The sequence below is a fragment of the Pseudaminobacter soli (ex Li et al. 2025) genome (assembly GCF_029892515.1).
In the GTDB taxonomy this organism is placed as follows: domain Bacteria; phylum Pseudomonadota; class Alphaproteobacteria; order Rhizobiales; family Rhizobiaceae; genus Pseudaminobacter; species Pseudaminobacter soli_A.
The window spans coordinates 2,113,284-2,136,545 of sequence record NZ_JARXVF010000001.1; the positions used below are offsets into that span (position 1 = coordinate 2,113,284).

The following is a 23,262-nucleotide window of genomic DNA, read 5'->3' on the forward strand; positions in this document are numbered from 1 at the left end:
TCAAGGTAAGGAGACGGAGCCGAGGCTCCGAGAGTAAAGATGGCGCGACAAGACCAAGCCAACGACCAATTTTCCCTCACTTCGTTTCTCTACGGCGGCAACGCCGACTATATCGATGCCCTCTATGCGGCCTATGAGGCGGATCCGTCCTCGGTCGATCCGCAGTGGCAGGATTTCTTCGCTTCGCTGAAGGACAGCGCCGACGACGTGCGCAAGAATGCGCAGGGCGCTTCCTGGTCGAAGCCGAGCTGGCCGCTTCAGGCCAATGGCGAGCTGGTTTCCGCGCTGGACGGCAATTGGGGCCTCGTCGAAAAGACCATTGAAAAGAAGGTCAAGGAAAAGGCCGTCGCCAAGGGCGAGGTTCTGTCCGAAACCGACATTCTGCAGGCGACCCGTGACTCGGTGCGCGCCATCATGATGATCCGCGCCTATCGTATGCGCGGCCATCTGCATGCCCAGCTCGACCCGCTGGGCATTGCCAAGCCGATCGAGGACTACAACGAGCTCTCGCCGGCTTCCTACGGCTTCACCGAAGCCGATTATGACCGCAAGATCTTCATCGACCATGTGCTCGGGCTGGAATACGCGACCATCCGCGAGATGCTCGACATCCTGACGCGCACCTACTGCTCGACCATCGGCGTCGAGTTCATGCACATCTCCGACCCCGAGGAGAAGGCCTGGATCCAGGAGCGCATAGAGGGGCCGGACAAGGGCATTGCCTTCACCGCCGAAGGCAAGAAGGCGATCCTGCACAAGCTCGTCGAAGCGGAGGGCTTCGAGCAGTTCATCGACGTCAAGTACAAGGGCACCAAGCGCTTCGGCCTCGACGGTGGTGAATCTCTGATTCCGGCACTGGAGCAGATCGTCAAGCGCGGCGGCTCCCTCGGCATGAAGGAGATCGTGCTGGGCATGGCCCATCGCGGCCGCCTCAACGTGCTGTCGCAGGTGATGGCCAAGCCGCACCGCGCCATCTTCCACGAGTTCAAGGGCGGCTCCTACGCACCCGACGACGTCGAGGGTTCGGGCGACGTGAAGTACCATCTGGGTGCTTCGTCGGACCGCGAATTCGACGGCAACAAGGTGCACCTGTCGCTGACCGCCAACCCCTCGCATCTGGAAATCGTCGACCCCGTCGTGATGGGCAAGGCGCGCGCCAAGCAGGACCAGTTCTACGGCCGCAATCCGCGCCACGAGATCGTGCCGCTGGAAGTGCGCGCCCAGGTGCTGCCGCTGCTCATCCATGGCGACGCGGCTTTTGCCGGCCAGGGCGTGATTGCCGAAATCCTCGGCCTCTCGGGCTTGCGCGGCCATCGCGTCGCAGGCACGCTGCACGTCATCATCAACAACCAGATCGGGTTCACCACCAATCCGCGCTTCTCGCGTTCGTCGCCCTATCCGTCGGACGTGGCCAAGATGATCGAGGCCCCGATCTTCCACGTGAATGGCGACGATCCGGAAGCCGTGGTCTTCGCGGCCAAGGTGGCGACCGAATTCCGCATGAAGTTCCACAAGCCCGTGGTTCTGGACATGTTCTGCTACCGCCGCTTCGGCCACAACGAGGGCGACGAGCCTGCATTCACGCAGCCGATCATGTATCGCAGCATCCGCGTCCATAAGACGACGGTGCAGCTCTACGCCGACAAGCTGATCGGCGAAGGACTGGTGACCGAAGCCGAGTTCGAGCAGATGAAGGCCGACTGGCGCGCTCATCTCGAGGCCGAGTTCGAGGCCGGCCAATCCTACAAGCCCAACAAGGCCGACTGGCTGGATGGTGCCTGGTCGGGCCTCCGGGCTGCGGATAATCAGGACGAGCTGCGTCGCGGCAAGACCGCCGTGCCGGTGAAGATCCTGAAGGAAGTCGGCAAGAAGCTCACGGATGTTCCGGAAGGCTTCGAGGTCCACAAGACGATCGGCCGCTTCCTCGACGCGCGCCGCAAGATGATCGAATCGGGTGAGGGCCTCGACTGGTCGACCGCCGAGGCGCTTGCCTTCGGCTCGATCCTGCTCGACGGCAATCCGATCCGCCTTTCGGGCCAGGATTCGGAGCGCGGCACCTTCTCGCAGCGCCATTCGGTGCTTTACGATCAGCGCGACGAGAACCGCTACATCCCGCTCAACAACCTGTCGGCCGCCCAGGCAAACTACGAAGTCATCAACTCGATGCTTTCGGAAGAGGCCGTGCTCGGCTTCGAATACGGCTACAGCCTTGCCGACCCCAAGGCGCTGACGCTGTGGGAAGCCCAGTTCGGCGACTTCGCCAACGGCGCGCAGGTGGTGTTCGACCAGTTCATCTCGTCGGGCGAGCGCAAGTGGCTGCGCATGTCGGGCCTCGTGTGCTTGCTGCCGCATGGCTATGAGGGGCAGGGACCGGAGCACTCGTCGGCTCGCCTGGAGCGCTTCCTGCAGCTCTGCGCGGAAGACAACATGCAGGTTGCCTACTGCACGACGCCGGCTAACTACTTCCACATCCTGCGCCGGCAGCTGAAGCGCGACTTCCGCAAGCCGCTGATCCTGATGACGCCGAAGTCGCTGCTGCGCCACAAGCGCGCCGTGTCGACCCTGGCGGAACTGTCGGGCGAAAGCTCGTTCCACCGCCTGCTGTGGGACGATGCCCAGCTGCTGCCGGACCAGCCGATCAAGCTGGTGAAGGACTCGAAGATCCGTCGCGTCGTGCTCTGCTCGGGCAAGGTCTATTACGACCTCTACGAGGAGCGTGAGAAGCGCGGCATCAACGACATCTATCTGCTGCGCGTCGAGCAGCTCTACCCGTTCCCGGCCAAGGCGCTCATTACCGAGCTGTCGCGCTTCCGCAGCGCGGAGATGGTGTGGTGCCAGGAGGAGCCCAAGAACATGGGCGCCTGGTCGTTCATCGACCCCTACTTGGAATGGGTGCTCGCCCATATCGACGCCAAGCATCAGCGCGTGCGCTACACCGGCCGTCCGGCCGCCGCATCGCCCGCAACCGGCCTGATGTCGAAGCACCTGGCTCAGCTCCAGGCGTTCCTCGACGACGCGCTCGGCGAATAGTTCCATAAGTTCAGAAGAAAACGGATAGGCAAAAGATGGCTACCGAAATCCGCGTCCCGACCCTTGGCGAATCCGTCAGCGAGGCGACCATCGGCAAGTGGTTCAAGAAGGTCGGCGATGCAATCGCCGCCGACGAGCCGCTGGTCGAGCTCGAAACCGACAAGGTGACGATCGAAGTGCCCGCGCCGGCCGCCGGCACGCTGGCCGAGATCACTGCCCAGGAAGGCGAGAGCGTCGGCGTCGGCGCAATCCTCGGCACGCTTTCGGCGGGTGCAGGTGCGGCCGCTGCCAAGCCGGCGACCAAGCCTGAAGCCGTGGCACAGGCGGCGGGTGCTGCCGGCGCCGCGTCCGTCAGCGAAGCCGTGGCCAAGACCGCCGCGATCGCCGGCTCGTCGCCGATCGAGGAGCGCAAGATGCCGCCGGCACCCGCTGCCGCCAAGCTGATCGCCGAGGCCAATCTCTCGGTGGACCAGATCGCAGGTTCGGGCAAGCGCGGCCAGGTGCTGAAGGGTGACGTGCTCGAAGCCGTTGCACGCGGCATCTCGCTGGTTCCGGCCGCCGCTCCTGCGCCGGCACCCGTTACGGCCCGTGCGCCTTCGGCCCCCGGCGACGAAGTGCGCGAAGAGCGCGTGCGCATGACCAAGCTGCGCCAGACCATCGCGCGCCGCCTGAAGGAAGCCCAGTCGACCGCCGCCATGCTCACCACCTTCAACGAGGTGGACATGAAGGCGGTGATGGACCTGCGCTCCAAGTACAAGGACGTGTTCGAGAAGAAGCACGGCGTGAAGCTCGGCTTCATGGGCTTCTTCACCAAGGCCGTCACGCATGCGCTGAAGGAAATCCCGGCGGTCAACGCCGAGATCGACGGCACCGACATCGTCTACAAGAACTATGCCCATGTCGGCGTGGCTGTGGGCACCGACAAGGGTCTCGTGGTGCCGGTGGTGCGCGACGCCGACCAGATGTCGATCGCCGAGATCGAGAAGGAAATCGGCCGCCTCGGCATCGCCGCGCGCGACGGCAAGCTCTCGGTCGCCGACATGCAGGGCGGCACCTTCACCATCTCCAACGGCGGCGTCTACGGGTCGCTGATGTCGACGCCGATCCTCAATGCTCCGCAGTCGGGCATCCTCGGCATGCACAAGATCCAGGAGCGGCCGATGGTGGTCGGCGGCCAGATCGTCATCCGCCCGATGATGTATCTGGCGCTCTCCTACGATCACCGCATCGTCGACGGCAAGGAAGCCGTGACCTTCCTGGTGCGCGTCAAGGAAAGCCTCGAGGATCCGGAACGCCTGGTGCTGGACCTCTAAGGAACAGCCCAGCGCAGGATACCGATGCCCGCCCACAGCGGCGGGCAAGGTCTTCCGCTGCACCCAAAACTGCGCATGGCTCCTTTGCGCAAAACCGATTTCGGTTTGCGGGGCCATGCGTTAGGCTGCCGCCGAAAGGAGCGGACCCATGGCCTTCGAACCGAACATTCCCCCCATCCAGGTACATCTGTGCGTCAAGGGCGGCCGCGAGGCGATCGCCTTCTACGAAAAGGCTTTCGACGCGGTCGAAACCTATGAGCAGATGGCCGAGGACGGCGAGCGCGTGCTGCACGCCAATCTTTCCATGTTCGGCTCCGAAGTCATGCTGCATGACGAGTTTCCGGAATTCGGGGGCGATGTGCTGTCGCCAACGAGCCGGGGCGGGGCAAGCCTGACCATAAATATCAACCTGCCCAAGCCCGGCGATGTCGACCGCGCGGTCGAGCAGGCCGTGAGCGCGGGCGCGACCGTGGCCCTGCCGGCAGCCGACATGTTCTGGGGCGCGCGCTACGCCAAGATCACCGATCCTTTTGGCCATGTCTGGGCCTTCAATGCACCGCTGGGAACGCCCGAATAATGACGACAGCAGGGCGGGTTCTTCTGGTCACGGGTGGCGGACGCGGTATCGGCGCGGCTATCTGCCGACAGGCCGTGAAAGCGGGCTATAGGGTTGCGATCAATTACGCTTCCAACGAAGCGGCAGCTGCTGCCCTCGTTGAGGAGATCGAAGCCGGAGGCGGCGAGGCAATTGCCATAAAGGGCGACGTCGGCAGCGAGGCCGATGTGCTCACCATGTTCGCGGCCGTGGATGCGCGCTTCGGCAGGCTCGATGGTCTGGTCAACAATGCCGGCGTGGTCGACGCCAAGGCGCGCGTGGACGAGATGACCGTCGCGCGGCTGGAGCGCATGATGCGCATCAACGTCATCGGCTCGATGCTCTGCGCCCGCGAGGCGGTGAAGCGCATGTCGACGCTGCATGGGGGCAAGGGCGGCGCCATCGTCAACATCTCCTCGGCTGCCTCGCAACTCGGATCGCCGGGCGAATATGTCGACTACGCCGCCTCCAAGGGCGCGATCGACACTTTCACCATCGGGCTTGCCCGCGAGGTCGCGAACGAGGGCGTGCGCGTCAACGCCGTGCGGCCGGGCATCATCGACACCGAAATCCACGCCTCGGGCGGCCAGCCGGATCGCATAGCGGCGATACGCGGCGTCGTGCCGATGAAGCGGGAAGGCAAGGCAGACGAAGTCGCCAATGCCGCGCTCTGGCTGCTCTCGGACGAGGCATCCTATACAACGGGCGGAATTTTGAACGTAAGCGGCGGACGCTGACATCAGCTGAAGGAAGAAGAAATGGCATATGATGTGGTGGTGATTGGAACGGGACCTGGGGGCTATGTGTGCGCCATCAAGGCAGCGCAGCTCGGCCTCAAGACGGCCGTGGTCGAGAAGCGCGAGACCTTTGGCGGCACCTGCCTCAATATCGGCTGCATCCCCTCCAAGGCGCTGCTGCATGCTTCGGAAATGCTCGCCGAGGCGCAGCATTCCTTCGACACGCTGGGCGTCGAGGTGGAGCCCAAGCTCAACCTTGGAAAGATGATGGCGCACAAGGACGCCACCGTCACCTCCAACGTCAATGGCGTGGCTTTCCTGTTCAAGAAGAACAAGATCGACAGTTTTCGCGGCACCGGCCGCGTCGTCTCGGCCGGCAAGGTTTCCGTCACGGCCGATGACGGCAGCGTGCAGGAGATCGAGGCGAAGAACATCGTCATCGCCACCGGTTCTGATGTCGCCGGCATCCCGGGCGTCAAAGTCGACTTCGACGAGAACGTCATCGTTTCCTCCACCGGCGCGCTGTCGCTGCCCAAGGTTCCGGAGAACCTGATCGTGGTCGGCGGCGGTGTCATCGGGCTGGAGCTTGGCTCGGTCTGGGCGCGCCTCGGCGCCAAGGTGACGGTGGTGGAATATCTCGACTCCATCCTTGGCGGCATGGACGGCGAGGTGGCAAAGCAATTCCAGCGCATGCTGGCCAAGCAGGGCTTCACCTTCAAGCTCGGCTCCAAGGTGACGGGTGTCGCCAAGAACGGCAAGGGCGCAAGCGTGACCTTCGAGCCGGTCAAGGGCGGTGACGCCGAGACCATCGAAGCCGACGTCGTGCTGGTCGCCACCGGCCGCAGCCCCTACACCGAAGGCCTCGGCCTCAAGGAAGCGGGCGTCGAGATGGACGAGCGCGGCCGCGTGAAGACCGACGGCCACCTGCGCACCAACGTTCCTGGCATCTACGCCATTGGTGACGTGATTGCCGGCCCGATGCTGGCCCACAAGGCCGAGGACGAAGGCGTTGCTGTTGCCGAGATCATCGCCGGCCAGGCCGGTCACGTGAACTACGATGTCATCCCAGGCGTGGTCTATACGAGCCCGGAAATCGCCTCCGTCGGCAAGACCGAGGAAGAGCTGAAGAAGGCCGGCATCGAATACAAGGTCGGAAAATTCCCCTTCACCGCCAATGGCCGTGCGCGCGCCATGCTGCACACGGACGGTTTCGTGAAGATCCTGGCCGACAAGGCGACCGACAAGGTGCTTGGCGCTCATATCGTCGGCTTCGGTGCCGGCGAGATGATCCACGAAGCGGCGGTGCTGATGGAGTTCGGCGGCTCGTCCGAGGACCTTGGCCGCACCTGCCACGCGCATCCGACCATGTCGGAAGCGGTGAAGGAAGCCGCGATGGCAACCTTCTTCAAGCCGATCCACATCTGATCACAAATACAGCGAAAGACGAAACGGGCGCCCAAGGCGCCCGTTTTCATTTGGCGGGTCAGTGCGCCGCAATGCCCTGATGGGCTGCCTTGCCCCACACCGTTTCCACGCGTGCGTCGCGGCCGCAGGCGTAGCGATAGTAGCGGTAGCGGATCGGGTTTTTCTTGTAGTAGCCCTGATGATAGTCCTCGGCCGGCCAGAAGGTCGGCGCCATGGCGATCTCGGTGGCTATCGGCTTCTTGAGTTCGGCCGCGATCTCGGCCTTCGATTTTTCGGCTTCCGTCAGCTGGTCCTTGTTCACCGCGTAGATGGCGGTCGTGTAGCTGTGGCCGCGATCGCAGAACTGGCCGCCGGTGTCGAGCGGGTCGACCGAATGCCAGAAGGCGTCGAGCAGCTTGGCATAGCTGGTCTTTGAGTCGTCGAATTCGATCTTCACCGCCTCGCGATGACCGGCGGCGGTGTGGTTCTCATAGGTCGGATGATCGTTGCTGCCGCCGATATAGCCGGAGGTCGTGGACGTCACGCCCGGTACGTGGTCGAAGTCGCTCTCGACACACCAGAAGCAGCCGCCGGCGAAGATCGCGGTCTGCGTGCCCGCCTGGGCGTTGCCGAAAAGTGCTGCCAGGCCAATTAGAGCGATGCTGAAGGTCAGGATATAGCGGAACATGCGAACTCCTCCTGCGCCATGGCTATGGGAATAGCAGGTAGCTTCGAAATCAAGCCGGGACACGCTGATGTGATGAAGCGTTCAAGAAAAAAGCCGCTTGGGCGACCCATGCGGCTATCTCTTTCGACGATTGAGCCGTCAGGGGCGGCGCGATCAGGCGCCCAGCGCGTCGAGGCGGGCGCGCAGAGCCGCGACCTCTTCTTCGAGGGCCTGCAGCCGCGCCTCGAGATCCGACGCAGGCATGACCGTGGGCCCGCGCAGCGCCGCAAGGGCGGCGACATCGATAGGCCCGCTCAGGAGATGCGCATAGCGGTCCTCGCGCTGGCCGGGGCCGCGGCCGATCTCCTGCACCAGCGCCGGGCGCTTGCCGATCAGCATGTCGAGTTCCGTGCGCAGGTCCTCCGCCGACTGGAAGCGCGCCATGCGCTCGCTGCGCGCCATCAGTTCGCCGGCCGTCTGGGCCCCGCGCAGAAGCAGCAGGCCTAAAATGGCGATCTGCGGCGAAGTCAGCGAAAAGCGTTGCGCGGCAAGATGCTCATAGCGCTCGACGCGCGAGCCGAAGACCTGGCGCACCAGGCCCTTTTGCTCAAGCGTTTTCAGGGCGCGGTGCACCTCCACCTGCTCCAGCGCCATGACGGGCTCTCGCGCCGTCTTCTGGTTGGCGGCAGCATGGGCGGCATTGAGCGTGAGCGGATAGACGTCCGGCGTCAGCTCCTTCTTCTCGATCAGGCAGCCAAGCACGCGGGCTTCGATAGGGGTGAGGATGGGGAGGTCTGTCGTGGGTTCCATGCCGGCGTTGTCGCAAAATGACGACGAGGCGACAAGGGCTGATAGCCTTCTTTCAGCTATAGACCTCCAGGCCGAGCCCCTGCCGCAGCCGCCGGACATGGCAGCGGATATTCAGCCTGCCGCTCCCCGCGGAGGACAACCCTGTCAAGCATCTGCAGCAAATCTTCCTTTTCCGACTCATCCAGTCGGGAGGTCAGAAATTTCGCTGTCTGATCGATCACCGTGGGTACGTCCGCCACTTGGTCTGTGGACCATTTGGCATATATCACGGCCTCATCCAGCTTCTTTTTCGAGGCTGCAATTTCCCGGGCTTCCGCCCGTATGCGCTCTTCCAGCGCCTTGGAAACCGGAACGTTTTCGGCTGCGATCGCGGTTATTACAGTAACAGCCGCAACCACTGGATCGTTGATGGCACTGATGGGGGAAAGCGCCGCCTTCTTTCGCAGTTCCTTGCGACGGAAGTGCCCTTGAACCCGGCCGATTGCGTCAGCAGCCTCGTTCGCAGCTTCGCTCAAATATTTGAGCCGGTACCACCAGATCGCCGCGATTCCCAAAGCACCAAGAATAGCCAACAGAAAAGGCATAATAAGAAACCAGCGTTGGTTAAGCTGGTCTCTTATAGCTTGCCTAAACTCTTCTCTCCACCATCATCTTCTTGATTTCGGCGATCGCCTTGGCGGGGTTAAGTCCCTTCGGGCAGGTCTGCGCGCAGTTCATGATGGTGTGGCAGCGATAGAGGCGGAACGGGTCCTCGAGATTGTCGAGGCGTTCGCCGGTTGCTTCGTCGCGGCTGTCGATCAGCCAGCGATAGGCCTGCAGCAACGTGGCCGGGCCGAGATAGCGGTCGCCGTTCCACCAGTAGCTGGGGCACGAGGTCGAGCAGCAGGCGCAGAGGATGCACTCGTAGAGACCGTCGAGCTTGGCGCGGTCCTCATGGCTCTGCAGCCATTCCTTGGCTGGCTCCGGCGACACCGTCTTCAGCCAGGGCTCGATCGAGCGATGCTGGGCGTAGAAGTTGGTGAGGTCGGGCACAAGGTCCTTCACCACCGGCATGTGCGGCAGCGGATAGATCTTTACCGCACCCGAAATGTCGTCGCAGCCCTTGGTGCAGGCAAGCGTGTTCGAGCCGTCGATGTTCATGGCGCAGGAGCCGCAGATGCCTTCGCGGCACGAGCGGCGCAGCGTCAGCGTCGGGTCGATCTTGTTCTTGATCCACAGGAGCGCGTCGAGAACCATCGGCCCGCAATCGTCCATGTCGACGAAATAGGTGTCGATGCTGGGGTTCTCGCCATCATCCGGCGACCAGCGATAGATGCGGAATTCGCGCAGGTTGGTCGCGCCTTCAGGCTTCGGCCAGGTCTTGCCCTGCTTGATCTGGGAGTTCTTGGGAAGAGCCAGTTCAACCATCTCGATCTCCCGTAATCAGTACACGCGCGCCTTGGGCGCGATCTTGGCGAGGCTGATGCCGCCTTCCGATTCCGGCAGCAGCGTCTCGGTGTGCACCGGGCGGTAATTCAGGGTCACCTTGCCGTCCTCGGAGACGTGGGCCAGCGTGTGCTGGCGCCAGTTCGCGTCATCGCGCGAAGGGAAGTCCTCGCGGGCATGCGCGCCGCGGCTCTCCTTGCGGGCTTCTGCGCCATAGACGGTAGGCAGCGCATTGGCCATCAGGTTTTCGAGCTCGAGCGTCTCGACGAGATCCGAATTCCAGATCATCGAACGGTCGGTGACCTTGATGTCCTTCAGTTCGCCCCACAGCGCCGACATGCGCTGGCAGCCCTGCTCCAGCGATTCCTGGGTGCGGAACACGGCGGCGTCTTCCTGCATGATGCGCTGCATCTTCTCGCGCAGCGCAGCCGTCGGCGTGCCGCCATTGGCGTTCCGCAGGCGGTCGAAGCGATCCATGATCTTCTCGACTGCCTGTTCGTTGATCGCCGGAATGGGGGCGGCGCGGTCGATCACCTCGCCGGCGCGGATCGCGGCAGCGCGGCCGAACACGACCAGGTCGATCAGCGAGTTGGAGCCGAGGCGGTTGGCGCCGTGCACCGAGGCGCAACCGGCTTCGCCCACGGCCATCAGGCCGGGCTGCACGCGATCGGGATTGTCCGCGGTCGGGTTAAGCACCTCGCCCCAATAGTTCGTGGGAACGCCGCCCATATTGTAGTGCACGGTCGGCAGCACCGGGATCGGCTCGCGGGTCACGTCGACGCCGGCGAAGATCTTTGCGCTCTCCGAGATACCCGGCAGGCGCTCATGCAGCACGGCCGGATCGAGATGGTCGAGGTGCAGGTAGATATGGTCCTTGTTCTTGCCGACGCCGCGGCCTTCGCGGATCTCCAGCGTCATGCAGCGCGAAACCACGTCGCGCGAGGCAAGGTCCTTGGCCGACGGCGCATAGCGCTCCATGAAGCGCTCGCCTTCGGAGTTGACGAGATAGCCGCCTTCGCCGCGGGCGCCTTCGGTGATCAGGCAGCCGGAGCCGTAGATGCCGGTCGGGTGGAACTGCACGAATTCCATGTCCTGCAGCGGCAGGCCGGCGCGCGCCGCCATGCCGCCACCGTCGCCGGTGCAGGTATGGGCGGAGGTCGCCGAGAAATAGGCGCGGCCATAGCCGCCGGTCGCCAGCACGACCATCTTGGCCGCGAAGCGGTGGATGGTGCCGTCATCGAGGTTCCAGGCCACGACGCCGGTGCAGACACCGTCCGTCATGATCAGGTCGAGCGCGAAATACTCGATGAAGAACTGGGCGTTGTTCTTCAGCGACTGGCCATAGAGCGTGTGCAGGATGGCGTGGCCGGTGCGGTCAGCAGCCGCGCAGGTGCGCTGCACGGGTGGGCCGTCACCGAAATTCTGCATGTGGCCGCCGAAGGGGCGCTGGTAGATCTTGCCCTGCTCGGTGCGCGAGAAGGGCACGCCGTAGTGCTCGAGCTCATAGACGGCGGCCGGCGCCTGACGCACCATGTATTCCATGGCGTCGACGTCGCCGAGCCAGTCCGACCCCTTGACGGTGTCGTACATGTGCCACTGCCAGTTGTCGGGGCCCATGTTGGAAAGCGAGGCGGCAATGCCGCCCTGTGCCGCAACCGTATGCGAGCGGGTGGGGAAAACCTTGGTGATGCAGGCCGTCTTCAGCCCCTGCTCGGCCATGCCGAGCGTTGCGCGCAGGCCAGAGCCGCCCGCGCCCACGACCACCACGTCGAACTTGTGGTCGACATAGGTGTAGGCCTTGCCTGCTGATGCCGCGCCTTTGTTGTCCTTGGCCACTGGTCAGCCCCCGAATGCTAGTTTGAGCAGGGCGAAAACCGAAGCAACGCCAACCGCGATCGTGAAGAATGTGTTGAGCATCAGCAGGACGAGCTTGCTGCCCTCGCCATGGACATAGTCCTCGATGATGACCTGCATGCCGAGCCGCATATGATAGAGCGCCGACAAAAGCATCGCGATCAGGATCAACGCCACGAAGGGATTGGCCAGCACCGAGCGCACCTGCGCGTAGCCGGCGCCGTTGAGGGAAACCAGAAGGCCGACGAAAAAGAGCGTGAGCGGCACGTTGGCGACCGCCGTCAGGCGCTGGCGCCAGAAATGATCGGTCCCCTCATGGGAGGAGCCGAGGCCGCGGACCTTCTTCAAAGGCGTACGCATATCCGTCATGATCAGGCTCCCCGCACCATGTAGCCGACGATCCAGATCGCCAGGGTCAGCACAACCGACGCGACGACGGTGGCCCAGGCGATCTTGGAAGCCGTGTGCTTCTCAAGGCCGGCGCCGGTGTCCCAGATGAGATGGCGGATGCCGCCAAGCATGTGCAGCATCAGCGCCCAGGTATAGCCGAACAGGATAAGCCTGCCGATCCAGGTGCCGAAGAACCAGTTGACGAAATTGAAATAGCTATCCGACGTCGCCGCCGCGATCAGCCACCAGGCGACGAGCATGGTGCCGACATAAAGCGCGCCGCCGGTGATGCGATGCAAGATCGACGTCGTCATCGTGATCGGCGGTTTGTAGATCGTCAGATGCGGCGACAGAGGCCTTGCTTGGGTGGCTGGTATCTTGCTCATGGCTCCCCTTCCCGGCGCCGGACATTCCGATGCGCAAAAGCGGCGTGCCCTTCTCGGAATGCGACTTGGACAGCGGGCGTTCTAATGCGGTTTTTGCACCGCGTCAAAGCCGGATGATGGTTTCGTGATGGCAATTTGCGTCAACGGCCGAGGCCGTCAAGCCATTGTTTCCGCTTCAATCGATTGAAGCTAATGGGAAGCGCGGGTGCAATGGCGGAAATGCGGGAATTGCCCATGCCTGCCATCTTCCATGTTGCAACGCAGCGCCAGCCGAATCAGCGGTTGCAGGTGACGGGCTCCTTGCCGTTTTTCATGTAGAGCGCCTCGTTGCCGTCGAGCACCAGCGCATAGGGTGCCTCTCCGTAGCGAGACTGCTGGGTGGCGGGGGAGGCGGGCAGTTCGACATTGTCGCCTTCGGGGTCGACGAGCCGCACGGAGGTTCGGAAATTGTCGATGGTAAGCGAGCCGCGCTGGCCGCAATTGTAGGTGGCGTGGGCCGGTTGCGGCGCGCCGAATTCGGCGGTTGCGGGCGCGGCCGGTTTGATCGCGGCTGTTGCAAGGGTTGTTGCCGCGCCGCCCGCATTGCTCTCCGACACGCAGGAGGCGGCCAGCAGAAGCGGGAAAAGGGCCAGCGCTGCGCCGATGCGCGCGTTGGTGTTCGGTCGGGGCTGTTTCATCGCTGCAAGCTATCTGCTTCGGCCCGACCAGATCAACGAGAACACAGCAGCAACCTGTCCAGCGCATTGCCGGTCACCAACCATGCCCGTCAATTTTTTGGCGAGCCCGCCCTTAACAAAGATTAATAAATGTTTAATTTTCGACTTAGCGAAGCAGTGTCCCGGCAGAGGAGAATGCATCATGCAGAAGAACAGATCGAAAAATCGCCTGCTGCCCGTGCTTTTGGCCTGTGTATTTGCCGGGGGCAGTCTGCCCGCTGTCGCCGATGGCTACACCCAGGACGATGTTTATGCCGACTCTTTCGGCAATCTCATCGTAAACAGCGCAGCCGGCTACAAGCGCATCATCGTCGGCCAGGGGCATAACGCGAGCAAGCTGTCGAACTATATACATCCCAAGCAGTCGAAGATGGCCTATTCCGGCGGATACGGCGCTTCAGACTGTTATCAGCCCTATTATGTCAAAGGGCGCAGCTACATGTACGGCTTCTACCAGGGAGCAATGCCGCTGCTGGGCCTTCCCTGCCGTTGACGCAGCTTCCGCTCAGAAGGACCGGAAAGCGCGCATGCCGTCGAAAGTCGGCAATGCGGTGCGAACGCAGTCGCGGCCATTCTCCTTGGCCTCGTAAAGAGCCTTGTCGGCACGCGAGAGCAGTTCGGAGAGGTCTTCGCCCGAAACGAGTTCGGCGACGCCGAAGCTGGCGGTGAAGCGCAGGTCGTCCGGCAATCCATCAACCGGCAATCCCGAAAATGCACTGCGCGCGGTTTCGGCAAAGAGGCGCGCCGTCACCAGATTGCTGCCGGGCAGGATTATCGCGAATTCCTCGCCGCCGATGCGGCCGGCGAAATATTCGCCCACCGCAATCGTTCTCAGGAAGCTGGCAAAGGCCTTGATTACATTGTCGCCCGAGGCGTGGCCGAAGGTGTCGTTGATCGCCTTGAAGTGGTCGAGGTCGCAGATGACCAGCGCCAGAGACCGCCCCTTTCGTAGTTCCGCTTGCAGAACGGCCGTAGCGTGACGTTCGAAGCCGCCACGATTGAGCAGGCCGGACAGCGCGTCCGTATTCGACAGCTTGGTGACGTCCGCGATGACGTCGCGCGCCAGAATGACGAGGAACAGCAGCGCAATGGCGATCGCGAAGACCGTTCCCATGGATTGCGAGATCAGCGCATATTGCGTCTGCAGGTAGTGTTGCGGGGTAGCGCCGGTGCCGCCCAGGCTCGACAAAAGAAAAGGTTTGCTCAGGAACTGCAGCGAACTGACCGCGAGCAGCCACATCAGGATCGTGTCCAGCCGCCGCCGCGACCGCGCCGACCACAGGATCCATGCCCCGATCGCCTGCATGACGAAATAGGGGGCCTGGTAGATCATCATGCGCGTGAAGGATGCGCGCGGCATGTCCTGGATCAGGTCGCATGCCACTGCCGAGATGAAGAACACGGCGCCGAGCAACCGCCAAGGCACCGGCACTTCAAACTTGCGCGCAGCGCCCACGTTGAAGAGCAGCATGGCGGCAAGAACGACGGAAAAGGAGACGACGACCGCAGGGCGCGCCGCGCCGATGGTCGAGATGCCGAACTCGATGGAGTAGTAAACGGCCCCCAGGCCGTATGCGAAGGACAGCCAGGATGCGGCGACCTGCTTGCGGTCATAGATCGCAACCATGGCAAAGGACGCCGAAAGCAGCCCGGCGACGACCAGGTTGATTACAAGGACAGCTACCGCCCCGCTCATTCGGTTGCGCTCCCCGGCGCGCTTCGGTCCCACACGGAAGGAAGCGCGTGGCGTGAATTCGCGCATCTCGTCGGCCGGAGAAGCCGGTCCGTGAAATGCGGCTGAGATGCATTAGAGCATCGCTAGACGAAAAAGCCGTTAACGCAGGGGGAGGTCGGGAGCGCGCGCCCCGGATCCGCTCATCAAATTGTTGGGAACTCGCATGTGATCTTCGCGTTGCGCCGCAAGCGAGACAAGGAGAGCTTGCCATGACGAACACCATCATGCTCGTCGATCACGAAGCCATTCGAGACTGGGTTGCGGCCCGAGCCGGAAGCCCGGGGCTTCAGGAGGCGACCTCGGCGGGCGACGAGCCGGTTCTGCGCATCGTGTTCGGCCAGATTGCCTATGAGGACGAAGACCAGCCCGAACGAACCGAAGCGACCGGAGCCATCGAGCTGATCGAATGGGATGAGTGGTTCAAGCTCTTCGACAAGCGTCATCTTGCGCTGGTCGTGCCCGTGGACCGGCCGGGCGTGCGTGACGAATTCCACGAAATCGTCAGGAGGCCCGAGCCGGGCGAGTGATGTCGCCCGGCCCGAATTTTCGATCAGTGCCAGTCGCGAATGTCGACGAAGTGGCCGGCGATCGCGGCGGCGGCGGCCATGGCCGGCGACACCAGATGGGTGCGGCCCTTGAAGCCCTGACGGCCCTCGAAGTTGCGGTTCGAGGTCGAGGCGCAGCGCTCGCCCGGCTTCAGGCGGTCGTCGTTCATGGCTAGGCACATCGAGCAACCCGGCTCGCGCCAGTCGAAGCCCGCGGCGATGAAGATCTTGTCGAGACCTTCCGCCTCGGCCTGTTCCTTGACCAGGCCCGAGCCCGGCACGATCATGGCTGACACGGTCGAAGCCACCTTCTTGCCCTCGACCACCTTGGCCACAGCGCGCAGGTCCTCGATGCGGCCGTTGGTGCAGGAGCCGATGAAGACGCGGTCGATGGCGATGTCGGTGATCTTGGTGCCGGCGGTCAGGCCCATATATTCGAGCGCGCGCTTCTTGGAGTTTCGCTTGTTCTCGTCGGCGATCTCTTCCGGGTTCGGCACGACGCCGGTGACGGAAGCGACGTCCTCGGGCGAGGAGCCCCAGGTGACGATGGGCGGCAGCTTGGCGGCGTCGAGCACCACGACCTTATCGAAATGCGCACCTTCTTCGGTGTGCAGCGTCTTCCAATATTCCACGGCCATGTCCCAGGCCTTGCCCTTCGGGGCACGCGGCTTGTCCTTCACATAGGCGAAGGTGGTTTCGTCCGGCGCGATCAGGCCGGCGCGGGCGCCGCCCTCGATCGACATGTTGCAGATGGTCATGCGGCCTTCCATCGACAGCGCGCGGATCGCTTCGCCGGCATATTCGATGACGTAGCCGGTGCCGCCGGCGGTGCCGATCTCGCCGATGATGGCGAGCACGATGTCCTTGGCGGTCACGCCCTCGGGCAGCTGGCCGTCGACACGCACCAGCATGTTCTTGGCCTTCTTCTGGATCAGCGTCTGGGTGGCCAGAACGTGCTCGACCTCGGAGGTGCCGATGCCGTGGGCCAGCGCGCCGAAAGCGCCGTGGGTGGAGGTGTGGCTGTCACCGCAGACGATGGTCATGCCCGGCAGCGTAAAACCCTGCTCAGGGCCGACGATGTGGACGATGCCCTGGCGGACGTCGTTTTCCGAATAATATTCCACGCCGAAGTCGGCGGCATTCTTGGCGAGTGCCTCGACCTGGATGCGGCTTTCCTCGTTCTTGATGCCCAGCTTGCGGTCGGGCGAGGTCGGCACGTTGTGGTCGACCACGGCGAGCGTCTTTTCGGGATGACGAACCTGGCGGCCGGACATGCGCAGGCCCTCGAAGGCCTGCGGGCTCGTCACTTCGTGGACGAGGTGGCGGTCGATATAGAGCAGGCAGGTGCCGTCGTCCTGGCGGTCGACAATGTGATCATCGAAAATCTTGTCGTAGAGGGTGCGCGGTGCGCTCATTTGCGTAAATCCGTCGATGTAAGGAATGGAAAGGGGCCGGTCATGCCGAATATCCTGCCGGCCAGAGGCGCGAGCAGGCGAGGGCGGCTAGATAAGTCGGCTGGTCAATGCGCCGGAAATCCGCGCGAAGAAACGGGCCGGCAGGCGCTTCTTGTCCTGCAGCACGAAACCCTTGTAGGCCGGATGACCGAAAAGTTCTTCCATGCCCGCTAAATAGCAATCTTTTGTCAGATCGGCAATCGGCGCCTTGCCACACCGATTGCACCAGCGGCTCGGAGAACCTCGATGACGAAGGTTTTCACCGTCAGGCGTGCTGGCGGCGCAGCTTCCTTTCCAAGCCTCGCAGCGTAAGCGAAAGCCCGATGGTGAGGACGAGGTAGACATAGGCCACCATCGAATAGGTCTCGAAGAAGCGGAACGAGCCCGAGGCGTAGACCTTGCCCATCTGGGTAATGTCGGCCACGCCCAGCACCGAAACCAGCGAAGAGTCCTTGACCATGGCGACGAAGTCGTTGCCGAGCGGCGGCAGGATGGTTCGGATCGCCTGCGGCAGGATGATCAGGCGAAAGCGCTGGTAGCGCGTCAGGCCGAGCGCCTTTGCCGCCTCGATCTGCCCAGCGTCAACCGACTGGATGCCGGCCCGGAACACTTCGGAGATGAAGGCCGAGTAGCCGATGGTAAGCGCCATGATGGCGCGCCAGAGAAGGGAGACGTCGCGCACCTGCAGCGGCGAGATCAGGCCGGCGTCCTGCAGCGGCGCGGTTACCACATTCCATCCGGCCACGAAGGCGGGCGCGCCGACGAAGGCGATCCAGAACAGGAGCACCAGGATCGGGATGCCGCGGATGATCTCGACGTAGAAGCGTGCGATCTGGCGCAGCCAGACCGAACCTGACAGGCCCATCAGCGCTATGCCGAGACCAAGGAGAGAGGCGAGGGAGAAGCCGACCAGCGTGACGAAGACGGTGATGCCGATACCCTTGGCAACCGTCTGAAAGACCTGGCGGTAGATGTCGTTGGTGACGATAAAGATTGCCACGGCGACGGCGATCGCTACTGCGACCGCCAGCCACCAGGGAAATTCCTTCTTGTCGGACGAAGTCGTGGGAAGAAGAAGCATCTGAACGAGCGAAGGCCGGGAGGTTCGGCGCCTTAGAGCGAGATAACTCGCTCTAAGCATTTGTTTCTGAAGCATGATCTTGTCCGAAAAGTCTGCAACTTTTCAGGATCATGCTCCAGCCGAAACCGCCCGCCTTCACTTGGTCCGTCACTCGCCCATCTTGTAGTCGAGGAACCACTTCTTGTTCAGGGCATCGAACGTGCCATCGGCCTTCATGGAGGCGATCGCGGCGTTGATCGGCGCGACGAGGTCGGAGCTCTTCTTGAAGATGAAGCCGAAATCTTCCGTGCCGAGCGGTTCGCCCACCACTTTCAGGGCGCCGCCGGAGGAATCGACATAGCCCTTCGCCGCCACGCTGTCGGTCAGCACCAGGTCGACGTCGCCCGACTTCAGAGCCTGCACTGTTGCACCGAACGTTTCGAACAGCTTGATGCGCGGGTTCTGCTCATTGCCGTCGAGGATTTCGTAGACCGCGGTGTAGAAGGGCGAGGTGCCCGGCTGCGCGGCGATCAGCCCATCCTTGAAGGCACCGAAGCTTTTGGCGTCAGTGAAGCGGCTCTCGTCGCTACGCACCAGCATGAACTGCTGCGAACGCATGTAAGGATCGGAGAAGTCGACCTTCTCCTTGCGGTCTTCCTTGATGGTGATGCCGGTCATGCCGATGTTGTACTGGCCGTCAGACACGGCCTGAATCATCGCGTCCCAGGAGGTGTTCTGGTACTCGATCTTGAAGTTCAGGCGCTTGGCCATCTCGTTCATGGCGTCATATTCCCAGCCGATCTGCTCGCCGGTCTTGGGGTCGATGAACTGCAGCGGCGGGTAGGCGTTCTCGGTCACCACCGTCACCGTCTTTCCGCCCAGATCAGGCAGCGTGTCGGCGGAAGCCAGCGTCGGCGAAAGGACGCAAGCCAGCAGGCCGGCCAGTGCGAGTTTGAACCTGTTCATGGGGCGCTCCAGTTCGGGAAATATCTTGGATCTAAAGGGAAGAATTGCGCGCAAGATTAGCCAACTGCCACCGGCTTGCAAGAGACGGTCATGCTGCCAGAGGCCGGCCTTAACAAAAAATGCGCCCCGCCGCCGACCTAATGTGCGATCGGCGCGGGCGGCGGGCTCTATTTCTGCGGTTTCGAGGCGCCGATGGAGAAGGACAACGGGAACTTCGGACAGGAATCCGGCAGAGCGAACTGGTTCCCTCCAAGCTCCACGAGATCGGGAAAGGCGCGCCACACGACGATCTCGTGTTCGTTGAGGAAATCGATGCTAAGGCCCGCCTTGATCAGCGCATTGACGATGTCGCCTAGTGGGTGAACCCACTCGTAGTGACGGGTGTCGGTCAGTTGCCGCTCGTCGCCGGTGTAGGTCTGGCTGTTGTCCCAAATCAGCGGGCTGTCCTTGGGGGTGCGCCAGCCATATTCCACTCTGAACGCGCCATCGCTCGCTTCGACCTGGTTCAGTTGCGGATGCCCCTCGAGCAGATAGAGCCTGCCGCCGGGGCGCAGCAGCGCCGCAACCACGCGAGCCCAGCGATAGATGTCGTCGAGCCAGTTGATCGCGCCCCAGGTGACGAACACCATGTCGTAGGTGGCGCCCAGCGTTTCCGCCGCGTCGTAGACCGAAGCCTCGACGAAACGGGCCTCGGTGCCGGCCTGGGCGGCAAAGTCGCGAGCCGCCTCTATCGCCTTGGAGGAAAAGTCGAGCCCGGTTACGCTTTTGGCCCCAAGATGCTTCAGGCTGAGCGTGTCGAGGCCGATGTGGCACTGCAGATGGACGATGTCCTTGCCGCGGATATCGCCGATCTCGCTCGCCTCAAGCGCATGCAGCGACGATCCGCCGGCGAGCACCTCGGCGATGCGGTAGCTGCCGGTGCTGTCGGTGGAGTGGAGTTCGGCGCGGTTGTCCCAGTTGCGCAGATTGGCTTCGGTGAACTCGTTCATCGCCCCTCCTGGCGCTGCGGACAAACAAAAAGGCGGCCGAAGCCGCCTTTTCGAAAGCAAATCCCTGTGCGGGAAGAACTATTCGGCGGCCTTCTCGGCCTCAGCAGCGGCTGCTGCCTCGGCGGCGGCCTTCTTTTCAGCAGCTTCCTGCGCGGCCTTCTCGGCGGCCAGGGCTTCGGCGGCAGCGATCTTCTCGGCTTCGATGCGTGCCTTCTCGGCGTTCAGCGCGTCGCGCTCGGCATCGTTCAGCTTGCGGGCGCGCACGCCGGTGTTCTCGGAAATACGAGCCGACTTGCCGCGACGATCGCGCAGGTAATACAGCTTGGCGCGGCGAACCTTACCGCGGCGGACGATCTCGACGCCCTCGATCATCGGCGAGTAGACCGGGAACACGCGTTCCACGCCTTCGCCGTAGGAGATCTTGCGGACGGTGAAGTTTTCCTGGAAGCCCGAACCCGAGCGCGCGATCACGACGCCTTCATAGGCCTGCACGCGGGTGCGCGTACCTTCGGTGACGCGGACCAGAACGCGGACGGTGTCGCCCGGCTGGAATTCGGGGAGCTTGCGTTTTGCTTCGATCTTGGCGGCCTGTTCGGCCTCGAGCTGACGGAGAATGTCCATCGCAATAACCTCTTGTTCGTTCTCAACAGCCAGAGCGCCCGGCACTTGCCACCCAGTTCGAAGACCGCTTGGCTATGCCTATCCTTCTCATCGAGAAGCAGAGGCAGGGGCGATTTCACCGTCTTTGTTGACGGGTCCGAGAGCATCATACTCCCAGTTGCGGGGCGCACATACACGCTTCCGCCTACTTTGTCACCTCTTAGGTGCTGGTTTTTTGGCGCTTTCGCGCAATTCATGGGCCGCAAACAGGTCGGGGCGCCGTTCCTTGGTCAAGCTCTCGGCCTGCTCGCGCCGCCAGGCCGCGATTTTGCCGTGATTGCCCGACAGAAGCACTTCGGGAATCGGTCTTCCCTCGAATTCCTGCGGCCGCGTGTAGTGCGGGTGCTCCAGAAGTCCGTTCTCGAAGCTCTCCTCGTCGCCCGACGTATCGTTGCCCATCACGCCGGGCAGCAGGCGCACGACCGCATCGAGCAGCACCAGTGCGGCCGGCTCGCCGCCCGATAGGATGAAGTCGCCGATCGAGACCTCTTCGAGCCTGCGCGCGTCGATGATGCGCTGGTCGATGCCCTCGAAGCGTCCGCACAGAATCATCACGCCGGGTCCCGCCGCCAGCTCGCGCACCCGCTCCTGCGTCAGCGGTTTTCCGCGTGGACTCATAAAAAGCTTCGGGCGCGGATCGTCGGTGGGGGCGCTAGCGTCGATCGCCTTGGCAAGAATGTCGGCGCGCATGACCATGCCGGCGCCGCCGCCGGCGGGCGTGTCATCGACGGTCCTGTGGCGGTCGGTAGCGAAGTCGCGAATCTGAACCGCTTCGAGCGACCAGTCGCCACGCTCAAGCGCGCGCCCCGCCAGCGACAGCCCCAGCGCGCCCGGAAACATCTCCGGGTAGAGCGTCAGGACGGAAGCGCGAAAGCCGCTCACCGGTCGCCTCCGCCATCCTTCGGGGCGGGCATCTCTTCTTCGTCGGAGTCTTCTTCCGACTCCACAAGCCCGGCGGCCAGCGTGTCGATGCGCACGAAGCCGGCCTTGATGTCGATCTCGGGCACAGCCGCTTCGGTGAACGGGACGAGCACGCCCTTCTTGCCCGCATGGGTGATTTCGAGAATGTCGCCGCCGCCGAAATTCTGCACGGCCATCACCTTGCCGACCGAGGCGCCGGTCTCGTCCTTCACGGCGAGGCCGATCAGGTCGGCGTGATAGAATTCGTCTTCCTCGCCATCGTCCGGCAGCGCAGAGCGATCGATGAACAGTTCGGTGCCATTCAGCGCCTCAGCGGCGCTGCGGTCGTTCACGCCCTTGAAGCGAACGACCACGACGGTCTTAGCGGAGCGGATATCGAGCACCTCAAGGCTGCGTCCATCGCGAGAATAGAGCGGCCCGTAGTCTCCGAGCGCCAGTGGATCGCCGGTAAAGGTTTTGACGCGCAGCTCGCCTCTGACGCCGTGCGGGGCGCCGATCACGGCCATCTGGATTGGGTTTTGCGGCTTGGGCATGGGTTTCTTTATCCTTTGCCCGTCCCTAGCCCTTGCGCGCGTCTAATTCAATTGCGGCCTTCACGCGTTGCTAACCGGCTGGCCTCAGCATGGCTGAAAAGAATCGTCGAAAAGCCATGCAGCAAGAATTTCTCGTCTCCGCCAGACCTGACCTGCAGTCGACCCGCGAAGCCTGGCTGAAAACGCTGGCGCATGAGCGCCGGCTATCGGCACTGACCGTCGAAGCCTATGAGCGCGATACCCGCCAGTTCTTACAGTTCCTGACCGGACATTGCGGCGGCGCGCCCGGTCTTGAGGACATCAAGGAATTGCGGCCCGCCGATCTGCGCGCCTTCCTTGCGGCACGCCGCGGCGATGGCGCCGGCGCGCGGACTCTGGGACGTGGGCTGGCGGGTGTACGCTCCTTGCTGCGCTTTCTCGAACGGCGTGGCCTTGCCAATGCGGCCGGGGCGGCAGCTCTGCGTGCACCCAAACAGCCGAAATCGCTGCCCAAGCCTCTGACGGCAGCGGATGCCAAGCGCGTCGTCTCCGCCGGAGAGCAGCTGGCGGAAGAGCCCTGGATCGCGGCCCGCAACGCGGCAGTTCTGACCCTGCTCTATGGCTGTGGCCTGCGCATTTCCGAGGCGCTCGGGCTCAATGGCGGCGAGCTCGCCTCGTCCGACGACACGGTGCTGCGCATCACCGGCAAGGGCGGAAAGACGCGGCTGGTGCCCGTGCTCCCGGTGGCGCTTGCAGCAGTTGGCGAATATCGCAAGCTCTGCCCGTTTCATCTCGGTCCCGAGGCGCCGCTGTTTCGTGGCGCGCGGGGCGGGCCGCTCAACCCGGCGATCCTCCAGCGCGAAATGCAGAAAATGCGCTCGGCGCTGAACCTGCCCGACACCGCCACGCCGCATGCGCTGCGTCATTCCTTCGCCACCCATCTCCTCGGCCGAGGTGGCGACCTGCGTACGATCCAGGAGCTGCTCGGTCACGCCAGCCTGTCGACCACGCAGATATATACCGGCGTCGATACGGCCCGTCTGCTCGATATCTATGAAGCAGCGCATCCGCGAGCATGAGCGTAACGCGACAA

Annotated in this window: 24 protein-coding genes; 8 read left to right on the plus strand and 16 right to left on the minus strand. The window is 63.2% G+C overall.

The features are described 5' to 3' along the window. The first annotated feature begins 39 nt into the window (after positions 1-39). The 5 genes from M2281_RS10110 (at position 40) to lpdA (ending at position 7,100) form a co-directional block, all read left to right on the plus strand. Positions 40-3,030, plus strand: a complete 2,991-nt coding sequence (locus tag M2281_RS10110; RefSeq protein ID WP_280820927.1) for a 2-oxoglutarate dehydrogenase E1 component — start codon at positions 40-42, stop codon at positions 3,028-3,030. Positions 3,031-3,065: 35 nt separating this feature from the next. Next, positions 3,066-4,343: a 2-oxoglutarate dehydrogenase complex dihydrolipoyllysine-residue succinyltransferase gene (gene odhB, locus M2281_RS10115; protein WP_280820928.1), complete on the plus strand. Its 1,278-nt coding sequence runs from the start codon at positions 3,066-3,068 to the stop codon at positions 4,341-4,343. 148 nt (positions 4,344-4,491) lie between these two features. Further along, a complete protein-coding gene (locus tag M2281_RS10120) occupies positions 4,492-4,920 on the plus strand; it encodes a VOC family protein (protein WP_280820929.1) in 429 nt (142 codons plus the stop codon). Further along, positions 4,920-5,675: an SDR family oxidoreductase gene (locus tag M2281_RS10125; protein WP_280820930.1), complete on the plus strand. Its 756-nt coding sequence runs from the start codon at positions 4,920-4,922 to the stop codon at positions 5,673-5,675. Before M2281_RS10120 ends, M2281_RS10125 begins: the two co-directional genes overlap by 1 nt. A 21-nt stretch (positions 5,676-5,696) precedes the next feature. Next, a complete protein-coding gene (gene lpdA / locus M2281_RS10130; RefSeq protein ID WP_280820931.1) occupies positions 5,697-7,100 on the plus strand; it encodes a dihydrolipoyl dehydrogenase in 1,404 nt (467 codons plus the stop codon). Between the two features lie 58 nt (positions 7,101-7,158). On the opposite strand, the gene msrA is transcribed toward lpdA, so the two are convergent. The 8 genes from msrA to M2281_RS10170 form a co-directional block, all read right to left on the minus strand. Beyond that, positions 7,159-7,767, minus strand: a complete 609-nt coding sequence (gene msrA, locus M2281_RS10135) for a peptide-methionine (S)-S-oxide reductase MsrA (RefSeq protein ID WP_280820932.1) — start codon at positions 7,765-7,767, stop codon at positions 7,159-7,161. A 153-nt stretch (positions 7,768-7,920) separates the two neighbouring features. Beyond that, a complete protein-coding gene (locus M2281_RS10140) occupies positions 7,921-8,556 on the minus strand; it encodes a YceH family protein (RefSeq protein WP_280820933.1) in 636 nt (211 codons plus the stop codon). Between the two features lie 56 nt (positions 8,557-8,612). Next, on the minus strand, positions 8,613-9,140 hold the full coding sequence (locus tag M2281_RS10145) for a hypothetical protein (RefSeq protein ID WP_280820934.1): 528 nt from the start codon (positions 9,138-9,140) through the stop codon (positions 8,613-8,615). Positions 9,141-9,183: 43 nt separating this feature from the next. Then, on the minus strand, positions 9,184-9,963 hold the full coding sequence (locus tag M2281_RS10150) for a succinate dehydrogenase iron-sulfur subunit (protein WP_280820935.1): 780 nt from the start codon (positions 9,961-9,963) through the stop codon (positions 9,184-9,186). 15 nt (positions 9,964-9,978) lie between these two features. Next, entirely contained in the window at positions 9,979-11,817 is a 1,839-nt protein-coding gene (gene sdhA, locus M2281_RS10155) for a succinate dehydrogenase flavoprotein subunit (RefSeq protein WP_280820936.1), read from the minus strand. Positions 11,818-11,820: 3 nt separating this feature from the next. Continuing rightward, the gene (sdhD, locus tag M2281_RS10160; protein WP_280820937.1) at positions 11,821-12,204 is read right to left on the minus strand and encodes a succinate dehydrogenase, hydrophobic membrane anchor protein; all 384 of its coding nucleotides are present in this window, start codon (positions 12,202-12,204) and stop codon (positions 11,821-11,823) included. Between the two features lie 2 nt (positions 12,205-12,206). Further along, a complete protein-coding gene (gene sdhC, locus M2281_RS10165) occupies positions 12,207-12,611 on the minus strand; it encodes a succinate dehydrogenase, cytochrome b556 subunit (RefSeq protein WP_280820938.1) in 405 nt (134 codons plus the stop codon). A gap of 275 nt (positions 12,612-12,886) precedes the next feature. Beyond that, on the minus strand, positions 12,887-13,288 hold the full coding sequence (locus M2281_RS10170; protein WP_280820939.1) for a hypothetical protein: 402 nt from the start codon (positions 13,286-13,288) through the stop codon (positions 12,887-12,889). Between the two features lie 181 nt (positions 13,289-13,469). Here M2281_RS10170 and M2281_RS10175 point away from each other — a divergent pair, with 181 nt between their 5' ends. Then, the gene (locus tag M2281_RS10175; RefSeq protein ID WP_280820940.1) at positions 13,470-13,820 is read left to right on the plus strand and encodes a hypothetical protein; all 351 of its coding nucleotides are present in this window, start codon (positions 13,470-13,472) and stop codon (positions 13,818-13,820) included. 12 nt (positions 13,821-13,832) lie between these two features. Here M2281_RS10175 and M2281_RS10180 read toward each other — a convergent pair whose 3' ends face one another. Next, entirely contained in the window at positions 13,833-15,023 is a 1,191-nt protein-coding gene (locus M2281_RS10180; protein WP_280820941.1) for a GGDEF domain-containing protein, read from the minus strand. 248 nt (positions 15,024-15,271) lie between these two features. On the opposite strand from M2281_RS10180, the gene M2281_RS10185 reads away from it, so the two are divergent. Continuing rightward, positions 15,272-15,589, plus strand: a complete 318-nt coding sequence (locus tag M2281_RS10185; protein ID WP_280820942.1) for a hypothetical protein — start codon at positions 15,272-15,274, stop codon at positions 15,587-15,589. 23 nt (positions 15,590-15,612) lie between these two features. Here M2281_RS10185 and leuC read toward each other — a convergent pair whose 3' ends face one another. From leuC to rimM, 7 genes are all read right to left on the minus strand, one after another. Beyond that, positions 15,613-17,022 carry a 3-isopropylmalate dehydratase large subunit gene (gene leuC / locus M2281_RS10190; RefSeq protein ID WP_280820943.1) on the minus strand — a complete coding sequence of 470 codons (1,410 nt, stop codon included), beginning with the start codon at positions 17,020-17,022 and terminating at the stop codon, positions 15,613-15,615. 304 nt (positions 17,023-17,326) lie between these two features. Beyond that, positions 17,327-18,142, minus strand: a complete 816-nt coding sequence (locus M2281_RS10195; RefSeq protein WP_280820944.1) for an amino acid ABC transporter permease — start codon at positions 18,140-18,142, stop codon at positions 17,327-17,329. 147 nt (positions 18,143-18,289) lie between these two features. Then, positions 18,290-19,087 carry a basic amino acid ABC transporter substrate-binding protein gene (locus tag M2281_RS10200; protein WP_280820945.1) on the minus strand — a complete coding sequence of 266 codons (798 nt, stop codon included), beginning with the start codon at positions 19,085-19,087 and terminating at the stop codon, positions 18,290-18,292. Positions 19,088-19,254: 167 nt separating this feature from the next. Beyond that, positions 19,255-20,076, minus strand: coding sequence for a class I SAM-dependent methyltransferase (locus M2281_RS10205; RefSeq protein ID WP_280820946.1), 822 nt, complete (start codon positions 20,074-20,076; stop codon positions 19,255-19,257). Between the two features lie 78 nt (positions 20,077-20,154). Continuing rightward, positions 20,155-20,697, minus strand: coding sequence for a 50S ribosomal protein L19 (rplS, locus tag M2281_RS10210; protein ID WP_280820947.1), 543 nt, complete (start codon positions 20,695-20,697; stop codon positions 20,155-20,157). A gap of 192 nt (positions 20,698-20,889) precedes the next feature. Beyond that, positions 20,890-21,618, minus strand: coding sequence for a tRNA (guanosine(37)-N1)-methyltransferase TrmD (gene trmD, locus M2281_RS10215; RefSeq protein WP_280820948.1), 729 nt, complete (start codon positions 21,616-21,618; stop codon positions 20,890-20,892). Next, positions 21,615-22,190: a ribosome maturation factor RimM gene (gene rimM / locus M2281_RS10220; RefSeq protein WP_280820949.1), complete on the minus strand. Its 576-nt coding sequence runs from the start codon at positions 22,188-22,190 to the stop codon at positions 21,615-21,617. Before rimM ends, trmD begins: the two co-directional genes overlap by 4 nt. Positions 22,191-22,306: 116 nt before the next feature. On the opposite strand from rimM, the gene M2281_RS10225 reads away from it, so the two are divergent. Beyond that, positions 22,307-23,248, plus strand: coding sequence for a tyrosine recombinase XerC (locus M2281_RS10225; RefSeq protein ID WP_280820950.1), 942 nt, complete (start codon positions 22,307-22,309; stop codon positions 23,246-23,248). Positions 23,249-23,262 lie beyond the last annotated feature (14 nt).